The organism is Paenibacillus sp. FSL W8-0194 (genome assembly GCF_037969745.1).
GTDB lineage: Bacteria > Bacillota > Bacilli > Paenibacillales > Paenibacillaceae > Paenibacillus_AQ > Paenibacillus_AQ cookii.
The window spans coordinates 4,200,220-4,224,445 of sequence record NZ_CP150205.1 but is presented as its reverse complement, the minus strand read 5'-3'; the positions used below and the strand labels follow the sequence as shown (position 1 = coordinate 4,224,445).

General features: G+C 56.5%; 17 protein-coding genes. 15 read left to right on the top strand and 2 right to left on the bottom strand.

The window, feature by feature from the left end; genetic code table 11:
* Positions 1–28 precede the first annotated feature (28 nt).
* Positions 29–1,024 carry a LacI family DNA-binding transcriptional regulator gene (locus tag MKY58_RS19265; RefSeq protein ID WP_339321660.1) on the bottom strand — a complete coding sequence of 332 codons (996 nt, stop codon included), beginning with the start codon at positions 1,022–1,024 and terminating at the stop codon, positions 29–31.
* A 272-nt stretch (positions 1,025–1,296) separates the two neighbouring features.
* Between MKY58_RS19265 and MKY58_RS19260 the strand changes: the two genes are divergently transcribed.
* A complete protein-coding gene (locus MKY58_RS19260; RefSeq protein ID WP_339321659.1) occupies positions 1,297–3,540 on the top strand; it encodes a helix-turn-helix domain-containing protein in 2,244 nt (747 codons plus the stop codon).
* Between the two features lie 203 nt (positions 3,541–3,743).
* On the opposite strand, the gene MKY58_RS19255 is transcribed toward MKY58_RS19260, so the two are convergent.
* Positions 3,744–4,628: a carbohydrate ABC transporter permease gene (locus MKY58_RS19255; protein ID WP_036706498.1), complete on the bottom strand. Its 885-nt coding sequence runs from the start codon at positions 4,626–4,628 to the stop codon at positions 3,744–3,746.
* 321 nt (positions 4,629–4,949) lie between these two features.
* On the opposite strand from MKY58_RS19255, the gene MKY58_RS19250 reads away from it, so the two are divergent.
* From MKY58_RS19250 to MKY58_RS19185, 14 genes are all read left to right on the top strand, one after another.
* The gene (locus tag MKY58_RS19250; RefSeq protein ID WP_212950418.1) at positions 4,950–5,888 is read left to right on the top strand and encodes a sugar ABC transporter permease; all 939 of its coding nucleotides are present in this window, start codon (positions 4,950–4,952) and stop codon (positions 5,886–5,888) included.
* A 47-nt stretch (positions 5,889–5,935) separates the two neighbouring features.
* A complete protein-coding gene (locus tag MKY58_RS19245) occupies positions 5,936–7,453 on the top strand; it encodes an extracellular solute-binding protein (RefSeq protein ID WP_339321658.1) in 1,518 nt (505 codons plus the stop codon).
* Between the two features lie 79 nt (positions 7,454–7,532).
* On the top strand, positions 7,533–8,657 hold the full coding sequence (locus tag MKY58_RS19240; RefSeq protein WP_212950395.1) for a glycoside hydrolase family 88 protein: 1,125 nt from the start codon (positions 7,533–7,535) through the stop codon (positions 8,655–8,657).
* A 70-nt stretch (positions 8,658–8,727) separates the two neighbouring features.
* The gene (locus tag MKY58_RS19235) at positions 8,728–10,098 is read left to right on the top strand and encodes a glycoside hydrolase family 28 protein (RefSeq protein ID WP_339325205.1); all 1,371 of its coding nucleotides are present in this window, start codon (positions 8,728–8,730) and stop codon (positions 10,096–10,098) included.
* 80 nt (positions 10,099–10,178) lie between these two features.
* A complete protein-coding gene (locus MKY58_RS19230; protein WP_339321657.1) occupies positions 10,179–11,162 on the top strand; it encodes a pectinesterase family protein in 984 nt (327 codons plus the stop codon).
* On the top strand, positions 11,153–12,739 hold the full coding sequence (locus tag MKY58_RS19225) for a glycoside hydrolase family 43 protein (RefSeq protein WP_339321656.1): 1,587 nt from the start codon (positions 11,153–11,155) through the stop codon (positions 12,737–12,739). The genes MKY58_RS19230 and MKY58_RS19225 overlap by 10 nt, the downstream gene beginning before the upstream one ends.
* A 309-nt stretch (positions 12,740–13,048) precedes the next feature.
* On the top strand, positions 13,049–13,876 hold the full coding sequence (locus MKY58_RS19220; RefSeq protein ID WP_339321655.1) for an NlpC/P60 family protein: 828 nt from the start codon (positions 13,049–13,051) through the stop codon (positions 13,874–13,876).
* Positions 13,877–14,389: 513 nt separating this feature from the next.
* The gene (locus MKY58_RS19215) at positions 14,390–15,352 is read left to right on the top strand and encodes an ABC transporter permease subunit (RefSeq protein WP_036706504.1); all 963 of its coding nucleotides are present in this window, start codon (positions 14,390–14,392) and stop codon (positions 15,350–15,352) included.
* A 16-nt stretch (positions 15,353–15,368) separates the two neighbouring features.
* On the top strand, positions 15,369–16,277 hold the full coding sequence (locus tag MKY58_RS19210; protein WP_036706506.1) for a carbohydrate ABC transporter permease: 909 nt from the start codon (positions 15,369–15,371) through the stop codon (positions 16,275–16,277).
* 46 nt (positions 16,278–16,323) lie between these two features.
* Positions 16,324–17,934 (top strand): extracellular solute-binding protein, encoded by a 1,611-nt coding sequence (locus MKY58_RS19205; RefSeq protein WP_339321654.1) that lies wholly within the window; start codon positions 16,324–16,326, stop codon positions 17,932–17,934.
* A 130-nt stretch (positions 17,935–18,064) separates the two neighbouring features.
* Positions 18,065–20,365 carry a glycoside hydrolase family 3 N-terminal domain-containing protein gene (locus MKY58_RS19200; RefSeq protein ID WP_339321653.1) on the top strand — a complete coding sequence of 767 codons (2,301 nt, stop codon included), beginning with the start codon at positions 18,065–18,067 and terminating at the stop codon, positions 20,363–20,365.
* Between the two features lie 100 nt (positions 20,366–20,465).
* Positions 20,466–21,827, top strand: coding sequence for a sulfatase-like hydrolase/transferase (locus tag MKY58_RS19195; protein WP_339321652.1), 1,362 nt, complete (start codon positions 20,466–20,468; stop codon positions 21,825–21,827).
* Between the two features lie 200 nt (positions 21,828–22,027).
* Positions 22,028–22,582 (top strand): TetR/AcrR family transcriptional regulator, encoded by a 555-nt coding sequence (locus MKY58_RS19190; RefSeq protein ID WP_339325204.1) that lies wholly within the window; start codon positions 22,028–22,030, stop codon positions 22,580–22,582.
* 201 nt (positions 22,583–22,783) lie between these two features.
* Positions 22,784–24,196: an MFS transporter gene (locus tag MKY58_RS19185; RefSeq protein ID WP_339321651.1), complete on the top strand. Its 1,413-nt coding sequence runs from the start codon at positions 22,784–22,786 to the stop codon at positions 24,194–24,196.
* The last annotated feature ends 30 nt before the right edge of the window (positions 24,197–24,226 follow it).

The following is a 24,226-nucleotide window of genomic DNA, read 5'->3' as shown; positions in this document are numbered from 1 at the left end:
TAAAAAATAGAGGCCTCTGATGCATCGATCATACAGAAGCCACGCTCTGGCGCACGACCAGCGAGGTTTTTACGAAAAGGCGCTGAGGTTCGCGATCCGGTTCCTTCATCAGCTCGATCAACTTGGTCGTGCCGAGCTTGCTGATTTCGGCCACGGGCCGATGGATGGTCGTCAGCGCCGGGTTCGTGTACCGGGCGAACACGATATCGTCAAACCCGATCAGGGACATTTGCTCCGGAATCGCAACCCCTCCGGCGTAACAAGCGTTCATGGCCCCGATGGCCATGTCGTCGTTCGCGCAAAAGACGACGGTAGGCGGATCCGGAAGGGACAGCAGCGAGGCCATCGCCTCATAACCGCTTTCGATGCCGTAGTCGCCTGCCGCAAAATATTCCGGGACGAGCGGCAGCCGGTTGGCGATCAGGCTGTCCAGAAAACCCTGTTTGCGTTCGGATGACGATTTGAAGCCCGCTTTCCCTTCGATGATGGCGAATTTCCGGTGTCCCTGCGCCGCGGCGTAATCGATCGCCTCTCTGACGCCTTCGCGGTCGCCGGCCACGACGTTCATGATGCCGGGGTCCTCAAGTTGCCGGTTCAGCACGACGAGCGGAATGCCCATTTTTTTGACGTGATAAATGAAAGCGTTGTCCGCGTCGCTTTGGCTCATGACGAGAATGCCGTCGAAGCGCTGCGGCAAAATCGCGTCGAAATGCTTGATGCCGTCGATGCCGTGCACGGTCAGGTTGTAATTTTCGTCCAGCACGTGGTGGATGCCCTTCATCGCGTCGACGAGAAAGCTTGACGAAGTGCCTTGGTCGATGCTCGAGAAAAACAGTCCGATCGTGTACGACCTTCTCATCACCAGGCTTTTGGCGCTGTAGTTGGGGATGTAGTTCATCTCGGCGGCGATTTTTTCGATTTTGTCGCGGGTTTCCTTTTTGATGAGAGGGCTTCCGTTAAGCGCCCTGGAAACGGTGGTGTGGGAAACGCCCGCGACGCGGGCGATATCTTTTATCGTAATCATTGCTACCTCTGGTCTTCCTGAATGGATGGAATCGGGTCATTCCTGATCGGAGCCTGTCGCGTCCCCCAACCCAAGAACACGTTCGCGGTTTCGAGCGCTTGCTTGATCAGGCGCCGATAGGCGCTGCCCGTTTGTTCACGATTTCAGTTTAAGTTCTTGCCATTCCCAAGTCAAGGAAAATCAAAGAAAATGCACACGTGAAAAATCATTTGTCAATAACATGATGTAAACGCTATAATTGGAACCAAAGACGCAGTTAAAGGAGTATTTCGATGAAAAAAGGCCGCATGTTTTACAAAACCTTCATACCGATCCTGGTACTCGGCGTCGGGCTTGTCATCAGCTTCGGAGCCTATATTTACGTCAATACGACCCATTCCGTCGTGGACAGGGTTTCAAGCAGCAAGCAGAGCTTCATTTCGCAAACGAAAAATTCCTTGGAACAGAAAATCCAAACGATCGAATACGCCTTCAACACATACAGCACGACCAGCTCGTTCGAATCCGTCGTCAAAAACCCGATCACCGAAAAAGACTTCGAGGCATACCGCAACGTCAACACCCAGCTGAACTACATTGCCACGATGGGGCTGGACGGCACGGAATATTCGCTGATCAGCCTGGACCAAAACTGGAAAATCTCGAACGGCAAGCTTTCCTATTTGACGGAGGCGGACCGCAAGGCGCTGTACGACACTTACATTAACGGCCAGGAGCGGGGGCTCTTCTGGATGAAAACGAAGGACGGCATCCGTTTCGTCAATACGCTGCCCGCGTTTTCGACCAAAAAGCAGGCGATCGCCCTGTCCGACATTTCGCTCGCCACCCTGGACAACACGCTGAAAACCGAAGAGAACACGCCGATCATCATTCTGAACAAACAGGGCGAGCTGATGTACGAGACGGGCCCGGAAGACAAACGGCTGACGAAGGAGCAGCTTGCGGGCATCGCCAAATCGGTCGGCACGGAGCACCGGACCGGGACGGTGGCGGTACCCGACGCGGGGGATGGCCCCGTCAAAGCGATTTATGCAAGATCCAGCTACAACAACTGGACTTACGTGACGCTGCTCGACCAGAAGGAAATATCCGAGGCGCTCAAGACGACCAAGTTCGGCTTGATCATGATGGGATTCGTCATTACCGTCTTTATCGTCATCATCGCCTATATGATCGCCGTTTACTTCAACAAACCGCTGCAGCAAATCCAGCGCAGCCTGCCCAAACATCCGCATCCGTCCTTCAAAAACGAAGTCGAATGGATTTTGCACTCCATCAACCGGATCGTCACCGAAAAAGAAAACCTGGAAAACCTGATCGAAGCCGAACTGCCGCAGCTTGAAACGCAGCTGATCTTGAACTTATTCCGCAACCGGGTCACCCCTGAAGAGCTGGAACGGATCATGCCGCGGTTCGGGTACGAAAAAATCGAAAAGCCGCGTTATGTCACGATGCTGATCCAAATGGACAGCTACGGCGGACGCGAGGCGGCGGATAAGGATTTGCTGCTGTTTGCCATCAACAAGATGGTGGAAGAGATCGTGCCGAAGGAATCGAGGCTGCTGCCGATCCTGTTGAACGACAAAACCCAGGCGACGATCCTGGTTTTTGACGGCACCGGCGAGCAGGAGATCCGAAAGCAGGTTCTGGATTACGCCAAGACGATCATGAAAGCGGTTCGCGAATACCTGAAGGTGTCGGTCAGCTTCGGCATCAGCCAAACGTACGACCGGCTCTGGGAAAGCAAGGAAGCCTGCGAAATGAGCAAGCAGGCGCTGCACCATCGGCTGAACCTCGGCAAGGAATCGATCATTTTTTACGAAGACATGGCCATGCTGGTATCCGGCCCGGCGCTGCTCCATTATCCGACCGAGCTGGAATCCCAGCTGTTCGACGCGATCCGGCTTGGAGACGAAGAGCAGGTGCCCCGTTTCCTGTATCCGCTGCTGGCGGAAATGATGAAAAAGAACAACAATTCGATGAACTTCGAAGTGGCGCTCGTGCGTTTCGTGAACAACCTGATCCAGCTGGAGCAGCTGCTGGGCGTCGAGGTGCTGATGACGAAGGACAACCACGCGCTGTACCACCGGTTGCTCGACATCCGGAACCCGGAGGAAATCGAACGCATTTTGGTGCAGGAAGTCATTTTGCCGATGGTCAAAAGCATGAAGGAAAAAACGAACCAGCAGTTCCGTTCCTTGTCCGAAAAAATCGCCGCGATCGTCCGGGCCGAATACGACCAGGAGTTGTCCCTGGAATGGATCGCCGACCGCCTTCATTATAATCCCAACTATTTAAGCAGCATCTTCAAAAAGGAATTCGGCATGACGTTCAGCGAATATTTGATGAATTACCGGCTCGAAATGGCCAAAAAATGGCTCGTGGAAACCGACATGACGATCAAAGACATCGCCGAACGCCTGCAGTACCACAATTCCCAAAATTTCATCCGATCGTTCCGCAAAAAAGAACATGTTACCCCGGGTTCGTACCGCAAGCTGAAGCAGGCGCAGTAGCCGGGGCCGGTCGTCAAGAAGTCTTGTTTTCACGCATCGAATGCCTGCGGGGAAGCAAGACTTTTTTGGGTTGCGAACGTTCGGAGTCAGGGCAGGCCCCACACGGGTGGGGCGCTTCGGGAAAGACCGGGCGCGTTGCCATGCGGGCCGCTTCCGATCCATGCCCGTCAACCGGACGGCCGGATCGATGCATCAGGCTTGCGTCATCCCTTGACCGATCCGAGCAGCGCGCCTTTGACGAAATGCTTTTGCACGAACGGGTAAGCGACGAGCATCGGCACGGTGGCGATCACGATGACGGCCATTTTGATCGTCTGCGCAGGGGGGACGACGTCGACCGACGTGCTTTCGGCCTGCATGCCGCTCGAGACGATGACGATCTGGCGCAGCAGCACCTGGATCGGCCATTTGGCGGAATCGGTGATGTACAGGATGGCGTTCATGTACGTATTCCAATACGCTACGCCGTAGAACAGCGAAATCGTAGCGATGGAAGGCAGCGCCAGGGGAAGCATGATTTTGAAAAATACCCCGAAGTCGTTGCAGCCGTCCATTTTGGCCGATTCCTCGAGGCTGTCCGGCAGCGCCTGAAAGAAGTTCCGCATAATGATGAGGTTAAAGGCATTGATCGCGACCGGAAGGACAAGCGACCAATAGGAGTCGATCAGCCCAAGGCTTTTGACGACGAGGAACGTCGGGATCATGCCGCCGCTGAACAGCATGGAAAACACGACGATGAAGTTGATCGCGTTTCTTCCATATAAATATTTGCGGGAGAGGCCGTACGCCATCAGCGCGGTCAAGGCCATGCTCACCACCGTGCCGATGAGCGTCACGCCGATCGAGACGGCCAAGCTTTTAAAGATGGTCGGCGTCGACAAAATGTACCGGTATGCATCCAGCGAAAACGTGGTCGGAAACAAAATGAATTTTTTGGCCACCACTTCCTGCGTCGACGCAAACGAACTGGCGATCACGTTCACGAAAGGCAGCAGGCAGGCGAGCGCGATCAATATCAATAACGTGGAGTTCACAACCGTAAATGCGATGCTGCCTGCGGATTGTTTTTTTCTAAGGGATCGTGCCATAAGTTTGTCCTCCTTGTAGTCGGTTTCATGGACACTTTATCAAGCCGGAAGGGTTACGTATATAATCAAATGCTAAGGTCTTGCCGGGACGGTAAACGGCAGTCGAACCGGGCCGGAATTGCGGCATAATCATTATGTTGCATCGCGATCATCAGATGAGGTGAACCGGCCGGAAACCGCATAACCGCGCCGTTTTGCAATCGCTATCATGAAATGATTATGTACGGAATGCCGAAAAGACCTTAAGCTGAACAACGTAGACGTCAACATGCAGACAAGGAGGTCGACTCGGTGAAGGATTCAAGTACCGCCGCAGTGAACATGAACATGAAAGCCGCCAAAAAGGAGCGGCCGGCGCGAATGCGTCTCGAAAGCCTGAAACGGAACAAGCTGCTGTACCTCATGATTTTGCCCGGCGTGCTTTACTTCATTATTTTTAAATATTTGCCGATGGGCGGGCTTGTGATCGCGTTTCAGGATTATCAGCCTTACCAAGGCATTACAGGCAGCCCCTGGGTGGGATTCAAACATTTTATCCGTTTGTTTACGGAACCGACGTTTTTTATGCTGCTGAGCAACACGCTGATTTTGTTTGCGCTGAACATCGTCATTTTTTTTCCGCTTCCGATCATCTTGGCGCTCATGCTGAACGAAGTCCGGCACAAGCTGTTTAAAAACGCGGTCCAGACGATCATTTACATTCCGCATTTTATGTCGTGGGTCATCATCGTTTCCATTACTTACGTGTTCCTGACCGTGGACGGCGGGGTGTTCAACGAGATGCTCGCCGCGCTCGGGCTGCCGAAAATCAGCTTCCTGACTTCTCCCGAATGGCTGCGGACCGTATATATCGGACAAGTCATTTGGAAGGAGCTCGGCTGGTCCACCATCATTTATTTGGCGGCGATCACGGTCGTGGACACCCAGCTGTACGAGGCCGCCGAGATGGACGGCGCGGGACGGCTGCGCAAAACATGGCATGTCACGCTGCCGGCCATCCGTCCGGTCATCATTACGCTTCTGATTTTAAAAATCGGCAGCACGCTCGATTTGGGCTTTGAACATATGTACCTGCTGCTTAATTCCCTCAACCGCGAGGTCGCCGAAATTTTCGACACCTACATTTATACCGCCGGTCTGAAAAACGGCCAGCTCAGCTTCAGCACCACCGTAGGCCTTTTCAAAGGGCTGGTAGGGCTGATCCTGGTCATGCTCTCCAACCGGCTCGCCAAAAAATTCGGGGAAGACGGCGTCTATTGATCATGCGGGCGGGATGTTCTCAATCTTTTGAAAAAGGGGAAATGAAGATGAAAAAAATGGTCAAAAAAATGGCCGCGCTTGCGATCTGCTCCGCGCTGGTGCTGACGGCATGCGGCGAGAAAGAAAAAGCGGCGGGGGGGACGACCGGAAGCGGCTCCGACGCAAACGCGAAAACAAGCATCACCTGGCTGAACATTTTGCATACGGCTTCGCCGCCGACGGACACGATCATTAAAAAGATCGAAGAAAAAACGAACGCCGAGGTCAAATTCTCCTGGATCCCGGACGCATCCAAAGAAGAACGCATCAACACGTCGCTGGCTTCGGATTCCCTGGCGGACATCGTCACCTTGACCATTCTTGACAACTCTTCCGTCCGCAATGCGCTGAAATCGGGCATGTTCTGGGAAGTCGAGCCGTATCTCAACGAGTTCCCGAACCTGGCCAAAATTTCCGAGGATACGCGCAGATCCGCTTCCATCGCCGGCAAGCTGTACGGCATCCCGTTCCAGAAGGATTTGGCCCGCAACGGCGTCGTGATCCGGAAGGACTGGCTGGATAAGGTCGGACTGCCCGTGCCGAAAACGCTGGATGAGCTGATGGAAGTCGCGAAAGCGTTTACCGAAAAAGATCCCGACGGCAACGGCAAAAACGATACGACCGGCTTCATGGACCGCAGCGACCTCGTGTACGGCGCATTCAAAACGCTCGGCTCCTACATGGGCGTTCCGAACTACTGGAAAGTGAGCGAAGACGGCAAAATGACGCCGGAATTCGATACCGAAGAATACGTCAAAACGATGGATTACATGAAAAAGCTGTACGACAACGGCTACATCAACCAGGACTTTGCCGTGACGGCGAAAACCGACCAGCAGCAAAAATTCGCGCAGGGCAAAGCCGGCATCTACGTGGGAGCGTTGTTTGACAGCAAAAACCTGAAAAACATGGCCAAAGGCGTCCAGGACAACATGGAGCTCGTGCTCGCCAACAACATTACGCCGACCGGCAGCGAATCCGAGCGCCATATTTGGGCGGGCAACAACGGCATCGGCGGCCTGCTGGCCTTCCCGAAATCGGAAGTGAAGGACGAAGCGGAGCTGAAGCGGGTGCTGAAATTCGTCAACGACTTGATGGATGACGACATGTACGCCCTGATGACGTACGGCATCAAAGACGTTCACTACAAAGTGGACGAAAACGATGCGGCTACGATCATCAACCAGGATTTGTGGCAGCAGGAAGTGCAGCCGTTTGCGTCTTCCCGGCCGAACGAAACCGGCTACAAAATCCACGACTCCGATCCGCTGAAGGCCGAATCCGACAAGCTGATCAAGGAAAACGCAAAATACGCGGTGCTGAACCCGGCTTATTCGCTCGAATCGGAAACCTATTCGACGCAGGGCTCCGAGCTGCAGAAAATCATCACCGACGTCACTTACAAATACATTCTCGGCAAAATCGACCTGAACGGGTTCAAGGACGCTGTCGAGAACTGGAAAAAATCCGGCGGCAGCAAAATCATCGCCGAATACGAAGAAGCTTACAAAGCCGCCAAAAAGTAACGAATGAAAACCATAACAAAAATAGGGTCCTATCCGCCTAACCCGGGGTTAGGACCTATTTATTCCGCAGGAGGTCATCATGGAACATACGAGCTGGGCCGCGCGTACGGCAAAATCGATCATGGAACGAACGCCGAAGCTGCATGAAGACAAAGGTTACGGGGGCAAATGGTCATACGATTACGGCGTGGTGCTAAAAGGGTTCGAGCTGCTTTGGCGCCAAACCGGCGACCGTGCGTATTATCGATTCATTCAGGACAACATGGACGATTTCATTCAGGAAGACGGCACGATCCGGGGGTACCGCCTGGACGAATACAACATCGACCATATCAACAACGGAAAGCTGCTGTTCGTCCTGCATGCCGAAACGAAGCAGGATAAATACAAAAAAGCGGCGGAGCTCCTCCGAAATCAGCTGCGGTCGCATCCGCGGACGTCCGAAGGCGCGTTCTGGCACAAGCAAATCTATCCTTATCAAATCTGGCTCGACGGGTTGTACATGGGCTCCCCTTTTTATCTCGAATATTTGCTTGCGTTCGAGGACGGGGAAGGCCTCGGCGACGTCACGAAGCAGTTCATCCTTTGCGAGCGGCATACGAAAGATGCGAAAACGGGCCTCCTGTTCCATGCATGGGACGAAAAAAGGGTGCAGCCTTGGTGCGATCCGGAGACGGGGCTGTCCGCAAACTTCTGGGGCCGTTCCTTGGGCTGGTTCGTCATGGCGCTGGTCGATGTGCTCGCCCTGCTGCCGGTGCAGCATGCCGATTATCAGGAGCTTGTCCGCATCCTGAACGATACGCTGGCGGCCATCCGCAAATTCCAGGATTCCGAAAGCGGCGTATGGTACCAGGTGGTGGACCAGGGGGGCCGCAAGGGCAATTATTTGGAAGCGTCGGCTTCCAGCATGTTCACGTATGCCATGGCCAAAGGCATCCGTCTGGGCGTGCTGGACGACGGTTGGAGGGAGACGCTCGATCAAGCGTACCGGGGGCTGATCGCCGAATTCGTGCTGGAAACGAAGGAAGGCTGGGTCAACCTGAACAAAAACTGCCAGGTCGCAGGCCTCGGCGGCGCCGACAAGCGGGACGGCACGTACGCTTATTACATCAGCGAGCCGATCGTGACGAACGACCAAAAAGGACTGGGCGCGTTTTTGCAGGCCTGCGCCGAATACGAAGCGCTGCCTCGCGCGGAGGCGTGATCGCCGCATGGAAGTGGCTGAACCGGCGGCATCCGGCCGCCGAAGCTTCAGCATAACGAGAGGAGCTGACATGCACATGCACAACATTATCGACTACGGCGCGCACCGCAACAGCCCGGAGCCGTCGACGGAGGCGATCCGCGCCGCCATCGCCGCGGCAAGCGCGGCCGGCGGCGGCACCGTATACGTGCCGGCGGGAACCTTCCGCACGGGAGCGATTTTTCTGAAGGATCATATCGAGCTGCGTCTGAGCCCGGGGGCGGTGCTTTCCTTCACGACCGATCCGGGCGATTATCCTGCCGTGGAATCCCGCTGGGAAGGCGTCCGGCGCCAGGTCCACGCCTCCTGCATTTTCGGCAAAGACCTCGTCAACGTATCGATCACCGGCAGCGGGACGCTGGAAGGCAACGGCCAGGCGTGGTGGGATCTGTTCCGCAACCGGCGGCAGGAGCTTGAATACCCGCGGCCCAAGCTGATCAGCTTCGACGGCTGCTCCCGGGTGACGATCAAGGACGTCATGCTGCGGAATTCCCCCAGCTGGACGATCAACCCGATCCGCTGCAACGACGTAACGATCGACAACGTTTCGATCTGGAATCCGGCCGATTCGCCGAACACCGACGGCATCGATCCGGAATCCTGCAGCAACGTGCGCATCAGCAACTGCCATATCGACGTCGGGGACGACTGCATCGCCATCAAATCCGGAACCGAAGACACGCAGGAGCGCGTTCCGTGCGAAAACATCGCGATCGCAAACTGCACGATGATCCACGGCCATGGCGGGGTGGTGTTGGGGAGCGAAATGAGCGGGGACATTCGGAACGTCGCCATCACGAACTGCATCTTCAAGCAGACCGACCGCGGCATCCGCCTCAAGTCGAGACGGGGCCGCGGCGGGACCGTCGAGGACGTCCGGGTGAGCAATATCGTGATGGAAGACGTCATATGCCCGTTTATCATGAACCTGTATTATTTCTGCGGTCCGCGCGGCAAGGACAAATACGTGTGGGATAAGCGTCCTTACCCGGTAACGGAGGAAACGCCGACGTTCCGGCGGATCCATTTTGCGAACATTACGGCACGGAACGTCCATGCGGCAGCCGGTTTCCTGTACGGTTTGGCCGAGCGTTACGTTTCCGAGGTGACCTTCACGGATATCGACGTTTCGATGGCTGAACAGGCCATTCCGGGCAAGCCGGCCATGATGGCGGGAATCGAGGACATGAACAACCGGGGCTTTTACCTGGGCAACGTCCGGGACGTGCAGTTCCGCCACGTGACGGTCGAAAATCACGAAGGTCCGGCGTTTTATATCGAAAACGGGGACAACGTCGAGGTGTCCGGCTGCCGCTCGCGAAACACCCGCAAGCCGGAAAAGCTGGTGGAGCAGGTCACGGCGGCACCGCCGGAGCCGGAACTTAGCGAAACCGAAACGTAGGACGGACGGCTTTGCCGGAAGACGGGGACAACGGCAGAAGCGCTCGTTGAAAAGGCCCAAAGAAAGGACGGCCATGCGGCATGCTGGTTGGAAAAGAGAGCTTTTGCGATTTTCATACGATCCGGGAAGCGGTAGACGCGCTGGAACGGATGCCTGGCGAGCGGCAGGAGACGCTGTACATCCTGTCCGGCGTCTATGAGGAGGCGGTCCGGATTTACCGCTCGAACCTGCGCATCGTCGGCATCGGGCGCGTGGAGCTGACGATGAACCGTTACGCCAAACAAAGGGGCGAAACGGGAGAAGAGATCGGAACCTTTGCGACGCCGACCTTGTTTTTGGGCGGCAGGCGGCTGCTGCTGGAAAATCTCATCGTAACCAATGCGGCGGGGCAGGGAGACGGCATCGGGCAGGCCGTTGCGGTATCCGCCTATTGCGACGAAGCCGTGTTCCGGCACTGCACCTTCAAAGGCCATCAGGATACGCTGTTTACCGGGCCGCTGCCCCCGGCGCCCAAGCATGGGGGCTCCTTTGGCGGCATCCCGTTAAAAGAGCGCCATGACCGCTGCCGCCAGCTGTACCAGTACTGCCGGATCGAAGGCAACGTCGATTTTATTTTCGGCGGAGCGACCGCCTTTTTCGAGCGGTGCGAGATTCGCAGCTTGGCCCATGCGAAGCGGGGGAGCCGGGGGTACGTGACGGCGGCTTCGACGCCGCCGGGAGCGGAACACGGCTACGTGTTCCGGGATTGCGCGTTGACGGCGGAACCCGGGGTGACGGGCGTGTATCTGGGCCGTCCGTGGAGGGCGCATGCCAAAACGGATTTCGTCAGCTGCAAGCTGGGCGGGCATATCGTTCCCGAAGGCTGGCATAACTGGGACAATCCCGCCAACGAAACGACGGTCCGCTACCGGGAATTCGGGGTTCATGACGCCAAAACGCTGCGGGAGCGGCGGGTGCCATGGGCGTTGTGCACCGGTTCGCTTGATGCGGCCCCGGATAAAAAAGACGTGTTCCTAGGCACGGATTTCTGGATTCAGGGAGGAGAGAACGGAACATGGCAGTAACGACGGCAAGAGGCGTGATCAAAAATCCGATTTTGAAAGGATTTAATCCGGACCCGTGCATTTTGCGCGTGGACGACATGTATTATATCGCGGTATCTTCTTTTGAATGGCTTCCGGGGATCAGGGTGTACCGGTCCCGGGATTTGGCCTCCTGGGAGCATTTCACCGACCTGCTTACGGACCAGGTCGACTTGCGGGGCAATCCGAAAAACTGCAGCATCTGGGCGCCGCAGCTCAGCTACAGCGACGGCCTTTTTTACCTGTTGTACACCGACGTGAAAAGCACGAAACGCCCGTTTAAGGATGCGCATAACTATTTGATCACCGCAAGCTCGCTCGAAGGGCCTTGGTCCGAACCGGTGTATCTGAACAGCAGCGGCTTCGATCCTTCGTTGTTCCACGACGAGGACGGGCGGAAATGGCTGCTCAACGCCTTATGGGATTACCGCATCACGGAAGGAAACAAATCGAGCGGCATCGTCATTCAGGAATACGATCCCGGGCAGCGGCGGCTTGTGGGCAAACCGCATAAGCTGTTCGACTGCACCTGGCTGAAAAAGACGGAAGCGCCCCACATTTACAAACGAGGCGGATATTATTACCTGATTACGGCCGAAGGCGGAACGGGGGCCGGACACGCGGTGACGGTGGCGCGGTCGAAGGAATTGCTCGGCCCATACGAAGTGGACCCGCTCAATCCGATGCTGACCTCGCGCGAGCGGCCGGAGCTGGCGCTGCAATGCGCAGGGCACGGCAGCCTCGTGCAGACGCCCGCAGGCGAATGGTACATGGCCCATCTATGCACGCGTCCGGTCGAAGGCCAATACGCCATTTTGGGACGGGAAACCGCGCTTCAGCAAGTGTATTGGGACGACGCAGGCTGGCTGCGCCTGACCGGAGGCGGCAGCGCGCCGCGCACGGAGGTGCCGGCTCCCCAAGGCGTGAAGGTGCCGGAGCGGACGGAACGGCATATTTTTGAGGACGCTTTTGATGGCGAGCGGTTGAACAAAACGTGGAATACCCTTCGGATCCTGGCGGATGAAAGCTGGTGTTCCCAGCGCGAGCGCCCCGGATATCTGCGGATCCGCGCCGGGGAGTCTCCGCAAAGCCTGTTCCGCCAGCATATGGTGGCGATCCGGCAAACCGACGTCCGTTTTCGCGCCGAAACCGCGTTCGAATTTGCGCCGGAAAGTTATTTGCAAATGGCCGGGCTGATGCTGTACCTCAATGAAGACAATTATTTGTACGCTTATGCCACCCATGAAGAAGGACAGGGGAAGGTGCTGCGGATGATGCGCTGCGCGGCGGACGAATTCGCCCTTTTGCCGGTACTTGTTCCGGTTCCGGACGAGTCGGTCCAGCTGTCGGTGGAAGCGGAGGGCACGAATGCGCGGTTTTATTACCGGGCCGGTGCCGGCGAAGAAGATTGGCAGCCGCTGCATGGGGCGACCGACATCGGCTTCCTGAGCGGAGGTTTTACGGGGAACTTTATAGGGATTGCGGTCCACGACATGCAGCAGTTCCAAGGCATACATGCCGATTTTTCCCATTTCCGTTACGAAGGAAGAGATGAATAAAAGCTTTTGCCTTGTTGTTGGCGGCCCGTGCGGCCAGCGACGACAAACGGCGTTTACGGTCAACGGATCGTGGCGCCGTTTTTTTATGTTTACAAAATCGTAATTATTCCTTTGAAACCATTTTCAAGGAGAAAAAAGGACTTACGACCTAAATTTAACCATAATTTGGCGTCATTTTTTGTGAAATATTGACCATGTCCCAACGTCCAAGCTCTGACATAATGGTGAACAGTACAACGCAAACAATGCCTGAGGCAACGTTATAACCTAAATGTTACAAAAATGTAATATTTTCAAGGAGGAAACAACATGATCAACATCAAGAAAAGCATTCTCGGCTGTTTTGCGGTATCGGCCGCAATCTCGGCAGCTTTCCTGCTTCCAACCCCATCCCATGCGGCGGAGGCTTCGGCCGTAGTCCAATCGGCAGCCAAGGTTCAGACCGGCTTGGTTCAAGCTTCGGTCCGATTAAGGGACAAGCCTTCCCTCTCCAGCCATGTTCTCGGTTATTTGAAGCGCGGGGAGCGGGTGACGATTTTGGCCCAAAGCACGCCGTATTATTACAAGGTCAAAACGTCGTCCGGCGAGGTCGGTTACACCAGCGCTTCCGGCAAGTACATCCAAGTGGCCACAGGTTCGGCGGGACCGTCGAAACCGGATGGAAACACGGCGGCGCCGAAACCTTCCCAGAACGCATCGGCAGCCATCGAGAAGGTCATCCAGACGGGCATGAAATATTTGGGCACGCCGTATGAATTCGGCTCCAACCGGAATACGACGACGACCTTCGACTGCTCCGATTTCATCCGCCAAATTTTCAAGGAAGGGGCCGGACTGGTGCTTCCTGCCGATTCCCGCCAGCAGGGAGCCTGGATCAAAGAAAAAAGCACGCCGGTTTATGACGTGGGCGGCCTGAAGCGCGGCGACATCCTCTTTTTCATGAGCTACAGAGGCTCCAGCAGCGCGGCGTACCAAGGCATCGATAAATCCAGCCAGCGGATCACGCATGTCGCGATGTACCTGGGGGACGGCAAGCTTCTGCACACCTATTCGCAAAAGGCGGGCGGCGTCGTGGTGACGGACTTTACGAACTCCTGGAAGTACCGCTTTTTATATGGCGGCAGCGTGCTGAAATAAGGGACGATCCAAGCGGATCAGTGACCGCGTCTGATCGGTTCGATATCGGGTCGGAAGCCCGGGCGAAGACACGCCGGAAACGGCGTGTCTTTTTTGCGCCGGTCAGGATCAGGAGCAAGGCAGGGGCCCCGTTTCGATCCGGGACGATCTATCTTCCTTAAGCGTCAATAAAAAAACCGTCATACGCCTGTAAGCGTATACATGGCGTTTTTGATGTCAGCTTAAACGGGGCGCTGTCAAGGGTTGTGCGCCCATTGTCATTTTTGCGGTCGGGAGCTCAAAAGGGCGTAAATCCAAGCAAAAATGACATATTTACGCCTGACAACGACGTTTGGAGTCCGGCACGAATTTAGGAGCGGAGCGCGTTTTTGCCCCTTTGCAAAAATGGCATATTTACGAGTCCCGCGGGGTCGGATATCTTTGGGGTTGTAAGCGCTGTCAGCCCGCCGGGGCATGTAGTCCGGGAAGGAGCGGGCAGCCAAAACGTTCATCAGTGGATGAGGGAGTGGTTCTATGCAGGATACGAAAACGGCCATCCCGCTGGGAGCGGTACCGAAACGCAAAACATCCGGCAAAGGCGTCTGGAAAAGAATCGTCCAGAACTGGGAATTGTACATCTTTATCGCGCCGGCGTTTCTGTACTTTCTCATTTTCTCCTACGGGCCGATGTACGGCATCCAAATCGCGTTCAAAAACTTCATTCCCACCAAAGGGATCACGGGCAGCCCGTGGGTCGGATTCGACCATTTCATTCGTTTTTTCCATTCGTATTATTTTTGGGATTTGTTGTGGAACACGCTGAGCATCAGCTTGTACGAACTCGCCGTCGGATTTCCGATTCCGATCATTCTGGCGCTTGCGTTTAACGAGGTCAGAAACGGCTTTTTCAAAAAGCTGGCCCAAACGGTCACGTACGCGCCGCATTTCATTTCGGTCGTCGTCATGGCCGGGATGATCATCTCGTTCCTGTCCCCTTCGACGGGCATCGTCGTTCATGTCATTGAAGGGCTCGGCCTTCAAGCGCCTGACTTTTTGACGGATCCGAGATGGTTCAAAACGATGTACGTGTTATCGGGCGTGTGGCAAAGCGCGGGTTGGGGCACGATCATTTATTTGGCAGCGCTTTCCGGCGTGGACCCGGGGCTTCACGAAGCGGCCATCATCGACGGGGCTTCGCGGTTTCAGCGCATCCGCCATATCAACATCCCGACGCTCATCCCGACGATGACGATCCTGCTGATTCTCAATATGGGAAGTTTGCTTGGGGTCGGCTTCGAAAAGATACTGCTTTTGCAAAATCCGCTCAACATGAGTTCTTCCGACGTCATCTCGACGTTCGTGTACCGTTCGGGGCTCGTGGATGCCCAATACAGCTTCTCGACGGCCATCGGCTTGTTTAATTCCGTGATCAACTGCGTGCTGCTGATCGTCGTGAATCAAATCGTGCGCCGGACGAGCGAAAACAGCTTGTGGTAGAAAGGAGGATGCGCGGATGCTTTCGGGCGTAAAAGAAACCAAACGCGACAAGGCGTTTCTCGTCTGCAACTACATTTACGTTTTTTTGGCCTTTGCGATCGTGTTTTATCCGCTGGTGTATATGATCAGCGCATCGATCAGCGATCCGAAGTTCGTCGGTTCCGGGGAAATGTGGCTGTGGCCGAAAGGCATCACTTTTGAAGGCTACAAACGGGTGTTTGAAAATTCGAACATTTGGAACGGATACGCGAACACCATTTTATATACGGCGGTAGGGACCGCCATCAACCTCGTGGTTACGCTGCCGGCAGCTTATGCGCTGAGCCGCAGGGATTTCGTCGGCCGCAACTTCTTTATGGGCATGTTCATGGTGACGATGTTTTTCGGCGGCGGGCTGGTACCGACCTACCTGCTGGTGAAGCAGCTCGGCATGATCAACACGATGTGGGCGATCGTCATTCCGTCTGCGGCATCGATTTGGAACATCATCGTGTCCCGCACGTTTTTCCAGAGCTCGATTCCGAAGGAGCTGCAGGAGGCCGCGCAAATCGACGGCTGTACCAACATGCGGCTGTTCGTGAAGATCATCCTGCCGCTGTCGATGCCGATCATTGCGGTCATGGCGCTGTTTTACGGCGTGGGCAACTGGAACAGCTATTTCTCGGCGCTTATTTATTTGAACGATTCGGCCAAATATCCGCTGCAGCTCGTCCTGCGCCAAATCCTCGTGTTGCAGGAGATGGCGGCCCAGGGCGGCGGGGCGATCGACGCCTCGACGGCCGCGGCGATGAACAGCAAAGCCGAGATTGCCGCGCTGGTGAAATACGCGGTCATCATCGTGGCCACCGTGCCGGTCATCGTCATTTATCCTTTCCTTCAGCGTTATTTCGTGCAAGGTGTCATGATCGGTTCCGTCAAGGGCTGATCTTGCCATATATCAATAACTTACATTGAAAAAGGGAGTTGTTGTCATGAACAAGATTCGCAAGGCTTCATCCATTGCGCTCTGCCTCGCGGTGTCCGTCAGCCTGTTGGCGGCGTGCGGTTCCAAAGAAGGAGCGGGAGAAAAAGGCTCAGCGTCCCCGTCAGCGGCCGAAGGCGTCAAAAAAGAAGGCTTCCCGATCGTTGACAAACCGATTACGCTCAAGGTGATGTCCCAGGATGCGGGGAAAGCGGACTGGAACCAGATGCCCGTCTTGAAAGAAATGGAGAAACTGACCGGCATTCACCTGGAGCCCCAGCTTTCGCCGATCGACAGCTTCGCCACGAAGAAAAACCTGATGTTCGCGAGCGGCGATCTGCCGGATATGCTGTACGCCGCCGACCTGAAGCCGTCGGAGCAGGTAACCTACGGTACGCAGGGCATCCTGCTGCCGCTTGAAAAATACATCGACGAAGGATACGCGCCCAACATTAAAAAAATACTCGACGAGCATCCGGACGTGCGCAAATCCTTCACGACGCCGGACGGACATATGTATGCGCTTCCTTTCATCGATACGGCCGCCGTTTGGTACCGCAGCCCGATGTGGTACAACGGCAAATTCCTGAAAGCCTTGAACGTCACCGAACTGCCGAAGACGACCGACGAGCTGTACGCGTTCCTGAAACGCGTCAAGGAGGAGGACCCGAACGGCAACGGCAAAAAGGATGAAATTCCGCTGACTTCCGTCAAGCTGGACGACCTGCGCATGTACTTCTTCGGCTTCTGGGGCATGTACGACGAAAAAATTTACGCCGACAAAGACGGGAAAGTGCATTATTCTCCACAGGAAGAAGGCTACAAAGGATATTTGACGTTCATGAACAAGCTGTGGAAGGAAGACCTGCTGGACCACGAAACGTTCTCGCAGACGCCTGACCAGAAAAAGGCGAAAGGGCAGGACAACCGAATCGCATTGTTTAACGACTATTATCCTTACTTTACGCTCGGCGGCGAGCCAAGCGGGGACAACCCGCTCATGACGCCGGTGAAAAGCGAAATTCCGGGCACGCCGGTCTACGGCAAACATCCGGGCATGTCCGCCAACGGCACCTTTGCGATCACAAACAAAAACCCGAATCCGGAAGCGACCATGCGCTGGATCGACTACCTGTACGGCTATGAAGGTTCCACGCTCTTCAACCAGGGACCTGAAGGCACGCTGTGGAAATATAAAGACAAGGAAAACCACGTCAAGGAATGGCTGCCGGTTCCGGGCGGCGGCGACCGCGAAGAATACCGCGGAACGATTACGCCGAACTTCGGCATTTTGACGCCGGGCATCAACGATCCGGAAGTCACGAAAGGGCTGCGGACCGACTTTGACGCCTGGATCGATAAAGAAAACGCCGAAAAACTCGTGCCGATCGGCAAAACGCCGTTCCCTAACGTATACTTGACGAACGAGGAACAGTCGGAAGCTTCCGCATTGTTCTCCGACCTCGATACGTACGTGCAGCAGATGGAGGCGAAATTCGTCACCGGGCAAGTGCCGCTGTCCGATTGGGACAGCTACGTGGCCCAGCTGAAGAAAATGGGGGCCGACCGCATCGTCGAGCTGTACCAGGGAGCATACGACCGCTGGAACACCGGAAAATAACCTGACGTTCCAAGCCGCAATAGCCAACATCTCCATCGTTTTCGCCGGGGGTTGGCTATTGCCTTTATTGTTTCATCGAATGATTTCATGCCGGGAAAACCGGATATGTCACGGAGGAGGAGCACGACCGGTGAATTACAAAGACGCATCTTTAAGCATCGAAGCCAGAACGGAGCATCTGCTCGGTTTGATGACGCTGCAGGAAAAAGCGGGGCAGCTGGTGCAGCTGTTCGGCTGGAAAGTGTACGAGCGACACGGCGGGCAAATTACGTTGACCGAGTCGTTTAAAGAGGAAGCGGCCCAAGGCAAAATCGGTTCGCTTTACGGCGTGCTGCGCGCCGATCCGTGGACGGAGGTCACCCTGGAGACGGGACTCTCCCCGCGGGAGGGGGCGGAAACGATGAACGCCATCCAGCGTTACGCGATAGAGCATTCGCGGCTCGGCATCCCGATCCTGTTCGGGGAGGAATGCTCCCACGGCCATATGGCGATCGGGGCCACCGTCTTTCCGGTTCCGTTGTCGCTGGCCAGCGCGTGGAACCTCGAGCTGTACGAGCGGATATGCCGGGCGATCGCGCTGGAGACGCGCAGCCAGGGCGGGGCGGCGACGTATTCCCCGGTGCTGGATGTCGTCCGCGATCCGCGCTGGGGCCGCACCGAGGAAACGTACGGGGAAGATCCTTATCTGGCCTCGGTCATGGCGGAAGCGGCCGTCAGGGGGCTGCAGGGGGAACGCCTGGACGCGGATGACAGCGTCGTCGCTACCCTGAAGCATTTTGCGGGCTACGGCAGCTCCGAGGGCGGGCGCAACAGCGCGCCGGTGCATATGGGGCTGCGGGAGCTGCACGAGGTGGATTTGAAGCCGTTTCGGGCGGCCGTCCGGGCCGGAGCGAAATCGGTCATGACGGCGTACAACGAAATCGACGGCATCCCTTGCACGTCGGATCCGTATTTGCTGACGGACGTGCTGCGGAAGCAGTGGGGCTTCGACGGGTTCGTCATCACGGACTGCGGGGCGATCAACATGCTCGTATGGGGACATGATACGGCGGCAAGTCCGGAAGAAGCGGCCGCGGCCGCGCTGAAGGCCGGCGTGGACATGGAAATGTCGGGGGACATGTTCCGGGCCCATCTGGAGCAGGCGGTGCTGAACGGGCGCGTGGACATGGCGGTCCTGGATGAGGCGGTATCCCGCATTTTGCGCATCAAATTCGAGCTCGGATTGTTCGAGCGGCCGTACGTGGACCCGGAGCGCGCGGCCCGGATCATCGGCAGCCGCGAACATGCCGCTTTGGCCCGCCAGGCGGCTCTGGAAGGCATCGTGCTGCTAAAAAACAAGGATCGCATGCTGCCGTTAAGCAAGGATGGCGCCGGCAAAATCGCCGTCATCGGCCCGAATGCGGACAACATGTACAACCAGCTTGGGGATTACACGTCCCCGCAGCCCCGGCAAAAGGTTTCCACCGTTCTGGACGGCATCCGGAACCGGTTGGCGCATGCGCCGGAGCGCGTGCTTTACGCGCCGGGCTGCAGAATCAAGGATGACAGCCGGGAAGGGTTCGACACGGCGGTCGAAACGGCGGCAAAAGCCGACGTGGTCGTGCTGGTGCTCGGCGGTTCGAGCGCGCGCGATTTCGGGGAAGGCACGATCGACCTGCGCACCGGCGCATCGATCGTCACGGACAGCCCGCACAGCGACATGGACTGCGGGGAAGGGATCGACCGCGCCACGCTTGCGCTGTCTGGCGTGCAGAGAGAGCTTGCGGAAGAAATCGCAAAGCTGGGCAAGCCGCTGGTCGTCGTGTATATCAATGGACGGCCGGTTGCGGAGCCGTGGATCGACGAACATGCCGATGCGATCCTGGAAGCATGGTATCCGGGCCAGGAAGGCGGCAACGCCCTTGCCGACCTGCTGTTCGGCGATGCCAATCCTTCGGGCCGGCTGACCGTATCGATTCCGAAGGATGTCGGCCAGCTGCCCGTCCGTTACAACGGAAAAAGAACGACCGGAAGACGTTACCTTGAAACCGATACGAAACCAAGCTATCCGTTCGGGTACGGGCTCAGCTATACCGAATTCGAATACGGGCCGTTGTCCCTTTCGGACTCCGAAATCGCGGCAAACGGGTATACCCGGGCAACGGTCTGCATAACGAATAAAGGCGGCCGGGTCGGCGCCGAAACCGTGCAGCTTTACATCGGCGACAAAGTCAGCTCGGTAACCCGGCCCGAAAAAGAGCTCAAGGGCTTCGCCAAAGTGTTCCTTGCGCCGGGCGAAACCCGGGAAGTGACGTTCGAGATCGGAGCGGAGCAGCTTTCTTTCGTGGGAAGGAACTTGGAGGAAACCGTTGAGGAAGGCGAATTCGACGTTATGGTCGGCCCTCATTCGGCGGACGTTCAGACCGTTTTATTGCGGGTCAGAGGAGTGTAGGGACGAACACCGAAGCGCGCTGCCGTGAACTCGGCCCCTAGCCGTTAATGACGCTTTGAAAACGGAAGGACGCTATTTCAAAAAGGAGGGATGCTGCAACATGAAAAAACCAAACGTTGTTTTTATCATTTCCGATGATCACCGTTACGAAGCCATTCGGTCTTCAGGCAACGGCGTCATCCAAACGCCGACCTTGGACGCGTTGTCAGGCGAAGGTACGGCGCTTGAAGGAATGCATATTTTCGGGGGACTGACGGGGGCGGTCTGTGCGCCGAGCCGGGCTTGCGTCAATACGGGCCGGCCCATCTTCCGGTCGATGGTCGGAAGCGACGTCAGCGTCTGGGAGCATTCCGTGAACATACGCCCCGACGTTCCGCTGATGCCGCAAACGTTCCGGGCGGACGGATACCATACCTATGCCGTCGGCAAGTGGCATAACGACAAGGGGAGCTTTGCCCGGAGTTTCGCCGGGGGAGACAAACTGTTTTTCTACGGCATGAGCGACCATGACCGCGTTCCGGTCCAGCCGTTTGATCCCGAAGGCAGCTACCCGCAGGAACGCGAACAGGTTTGCGAGACGTTCTCCACCGAGCTGTTTACGAACGCGGCTGTCGATTTTATACGGGAATACGATCGGGACCAGCCTTTTTATCTGTATCTCGCTTATACCGCGCCGCATGATCCCCGTACCGCGCCCGAGCCGTATGCGGGAATGTACGATCCGGAGACGATCCCGCTGCCCGCCAATTTCTTGGAGCGCCATCCGTTTGACGCGGGGGATATGGAGGTGCGGGACGAAAAGCTGGCGCGGCTCCCGCGGGACGAAGCGGAAATCCGCCGCCATATCGCCGATTATTATGCGATGATCACCCATATGGACGCCCATATCGGGCGCGTCGTCTCCGCGCTGAAGGACAAAGGGATCTACGAGGATACGATCATCGTGTATACGGCGGATCACGGCTTGTCGATCGGCCAGCACGGGTTGATGGGCAAGCAGAACGTTTATGACCACAGCATTCGGATTCCGTTCATTTTGCGGGGACCGGGCGTTCCGCAAGGACGGCGGATTCCGGCGCTGGCCAGCAACATCGACATGTTTCCGACGCTGGCGGAGCTATGCGGGCTCCGGATGCCTGCCGGTGCGGGCGGGGTGAGCCTGGTTCCCCTGCTCGGAGGCCGGGAGCGTCTCCGTCCCGTCGTCTGCACGGCATACCGCGACGTGCAGCGGATGGCCAAGGACGGCAGATGGAAGCTCATCCGCTATTACCGTTCGCCGGTGACCGATACCGGAACGGACCGGATCCAGCTGTTCGATTTGGAGGCTGACCCTTGGGAAACGAACGACGTTTCGGGCGACCCCGCGAATGCCCCTCACATCCGGCGGCTGGCGGAAGAACTGCAGCGCTGGATGGCGGAATACGGCGATTTCATGCAGGAGAGGCCCGTTTTGCCGAACTAAATAACGAAGCCGGTTTCGAAGCCGGCAATCGATTTGTCCCCGCAAATGATCCTTGATGCAAGGAAAATAGGCGGGGCTTTTTTTAATGGCTATTGACACTTGGAACATCTTGGGATAGACTATGACTGTCAGTACACACTGTCACGATGGCTGAAGGAGATGAAGCGACATTGGAAAACGCACTGTGCAACCGGGACAAAATGCTGCTTTCCGCCATCGAACTGATTGCGGAAAAGGGATATAAAGGGGTGACCACCCAAGAAATCGCCGCGGCCGCCGGCGTCAGCGAAAAAACGCTGTTTCGCCATTTCGGCTCCAAGCGGAACCTGGTCGACGAAGCTTTTGAACGTTTCCATTATACCGGGGAAATGTCGAAGCTGTTTCAGGAGAAGATCACGTGGAATTTGCACGCCGATCTGCTGCTCATTGCGCGGACATACCACGAGATGATGAGCCGCAACCGGAAAATGATTTGGATCAGCATCAAGGACGAAGCGCATCTTCCGGGAATCCGGCAGCAAACGCAGCAGCACCCGCGGCGGCTGATGGAATTTTTGACGCAATATTTCGTGGCCATGTCCGAAAAGGGGAAGCTGGTCCGGACGAATCCGGAGCTTCAGGCGATGTCCTTTTTGATGATGCATTTCGGCGCATTTTTGAATGAGCTGGAAAAAGACGAAAACTTCCCCGGCGTAACGCTGGATGCGTTTATCGAGGAAAGCGTCCATATTTTTGCGAAAGCGTTGACCCCGTGAACTTTTCGCGCGGCCTTCCCGGGCATGATCCCGCTCGCGGAACGGATTTGCGGGAAGAGGTCCCACCGTCTGTTTTCTCGGGACAATAGGTTGATCGGGTTCCAACCGTTCGGAAACCTAGAACTACGTCTTCACGACGTTTTTCTTTTGCATCACATGTCAGTTAGCACTGACAGACACTATTGGAGGAGGATGAGAGCTATGGAGGAAGAAGCCCGGCAAAACCAGGCCATGAAGCTGATCCGTTTATTGGCCTGCACCTTGATCATATCCGTCATGAGCGCGGGGATGTTCAACATCGTGCTTCCGCAAATCCGGGAGCAGTTCCATTTGACCCTTTCGCAGGTCAGCTGGATGACGTCCGTCTATACGCTCATTTATGCGATCGGGACGGTGATTTACGGCAAGTTGGCGGACCGGTACCGGCTGAAGCAGCTGCTTACGGCAGGCCTGCTCGTGTTCGCCGCCGGTTCCGTGCTGGGGCTCTGCTCCGCGACATTCGGCATGGTCATATTCGGCAGGGCGCTTCAGGCGGCAGGGGCGGCCGTCATCCCGGCAACGGCGACGCTGATTCCCGTCCGATATTTCCCCGTGGAAAAAAGGGGAACAGCGATGGGCATGTCGGCGGTAGGACTGGCGATCGGCAATGCGCTGAGCCCGGTCGTATCTGCGCTCGTGTCCAGCGTGGCGGACTGGCGCTGGCTGTTTTGCATCCCGCTGCTGACGCTGCTTTTGCTGCCCTGGTACCGCAAATATTTGAACGACGAGCCGGGAACGGCGGCAGGGGTCGATTGGCCGGGAGCCATTTTGCTCGGCGCGGGAGTGGGCCTGCTGCTGTTCGGATTGTCGGAAGATTCGTGGCTGCTTATGGCGGGAGGCGCCGCGGCGTTTATCCTGTTCGGGCTCCGGATCAAATCGGCTGAGGAGCCTTTCATTCAGCCGCAGCTTTTGAAGAACAAAAGCTACATGGTTTACCTGGCTGGCACCTTCCTGATGACGGGCATTTCATATTCGCTGATCTTTTTAAGCCCGCTGCTGCTTGCGGAAGAACAGCGGCTGTCGTCCGGATGGATCGGGCTCGCCCTTGTGCCTGCAGCCTTATGCTCGGCGCTGCTGGGGAAAAAGGGAGGCAAACTTGCCGATGCGCGGGGCGTGTCGTTCGTGTTCCATATCGCCTCCGTCCTGCTGCTGTCCTGCTTTGCCTTGATGTCGGTCTTCACGGGGGCAGCGCCGGCGGCCATCGCCCTGATTTTGGTGCTGGGCAACGTGGGCCAAACCTTCATGAACATTGCGCTCGCCAGCTCGGCGTCCAAAACGCTTCCCAAGTCGCAAACGGGCGTCGGCATGGGCATGTTTTCCATGATGAACTTCATCTCGGGGAGCGTCGCCGTAGCCATTAACGGCAAATTCATGGACCTGGGCTCAAGCCGTGTCTGGAATCCGCTGAGCTTCGGCACAGGCGGCGGGGGATACATCTATTCGAATATATTCCTGGTGCTTGCGGCCGCGCATGCCGTGCTGCTGATCGCAGGACATTGGTATTTGAAAAGGGAGAGCCGCTCCGGCATCAAGCCGGCAGGTGCGCCGGCAGCACAGCCGCAGGGAAAGGCATAACAGGCTCCAATGACGCGATTCACCTATGTA

Excerpts from the sequence above, each read along its gene's own strand:
- MKY58_RS19265 (WP_339321660.1), bottom strand. The coding sequence starts at position 1,024 with ATGATTACGATAAAAGATATCGCCCGCGTCGCGGGCGTTTCCCACACC.
- MKY58_RS19260 (WP_339321659.1), top strand. The coding sequence starts at position 1,297 with ATGAAAAAAGGCCGCATGTTTTACAAAACCTTCATACCGATCCTGGTA.
- MKY58_RS19255 (WP_036706498.1), bottom strand. The coding sequence starts at position 4,628 with ATGGCACGATCCCTTAGAAAAAAACAATCCGCAGGCAGCATCGCATTT.
- MKY58_RS19250 (WP_212950418.1), top strand. The coding sequence starts at position 4,950 with ATGAACATGAAAGCCGCCAAAAAGGAGCGGCCGGCGCGAATGCGTCTC.
- MKY58_RS19245 (WP_339321658.1), top strand. The coding sequence starts at position 5,936 with ATGAAAAAAATGGTCAAAAAAATGGCCGCGCTTGCGATCTGCTCCGCG.
- MKY58_RS19240 (WP_212950395.1), top strand. The coding sequence starts at position 7,533 with ATGGAACATACGAGCTGGGCCGCGCGTACGGCAAAATCGATCATGGAA.
- MKY58_RS19235 (WP_339325205.1), top strand. The coding sequence starts at position 8,728 with ATGCACATGCACAACATTATCGACTACGGCGCGCACCGCAACAGCCCG.
- MKY58_RS19230 (WP_339321657.1), top strand. The coding sequence starts at position 10,179 with ATGCTGGTTGGAAAAGAGAGCTTTTGCGATTTTCATACGATCCGGGAA.
- MKY58_RS19225 (WP_339321656.1), top strand. The coding sequence starts at position 11,153 with ATGGCAGTAACGACGGCAAGAGGCGTGATCAAAAATCCGATTTTGAAA.
- MKY58_RS19220 (WP_339321655.1), top strand. The coding sequence starts at position 13,049 with ATGATCAACATCAAGAAAAGCATTCTCGGCTGTTTTGCGGTATCGGCC.
- MKY58_RS19215 (WP_036706504.1), top strand. The coding sequence starts at position 14,390 with ATGCAGGATACGAAAACGGCCATCCCGCTGGGAGCGGTACCGAAACGC.
- MKY58_RS19210 (WP_036706506.1), top strand. The coding sequence starts at position 15,369 with ATGCTTTCGGGCGTAAAAGAAACCAAACGCGACAAGGCGTTTCTCGTC.
- MKY58_RS19205 (WP_339321654.1), top strand. The coding sequence starts at position 16,324 with ATGAACAAGATTCGCAAGGCTTCATCCATTGCGCTCTGCCTCGCGGTG.
- MKY58_RS19195 (WP_339321652.1), top strand. The coding sequence starts at position 20,466 with ATGAAAAAACCAAACGTTGTTTTTATCATTTCCGATGATCACCGTTAC.
- MKY58_RS19190 (WP_339325204.1), top strand. The coding sequence starts at position 22,028 with ATGCTGCTTTCCGCCATCGAACTGATTGCGGAAAAGGGATATAAAGGG.
- MKY58_RS19185 (WP_339321651.1), top strand. The coding sequence starts at position 22,784 with ATGGAGGAAGAAGCCCGGCAAAACCAGGCCATGAAGCTGATCCGTTTA.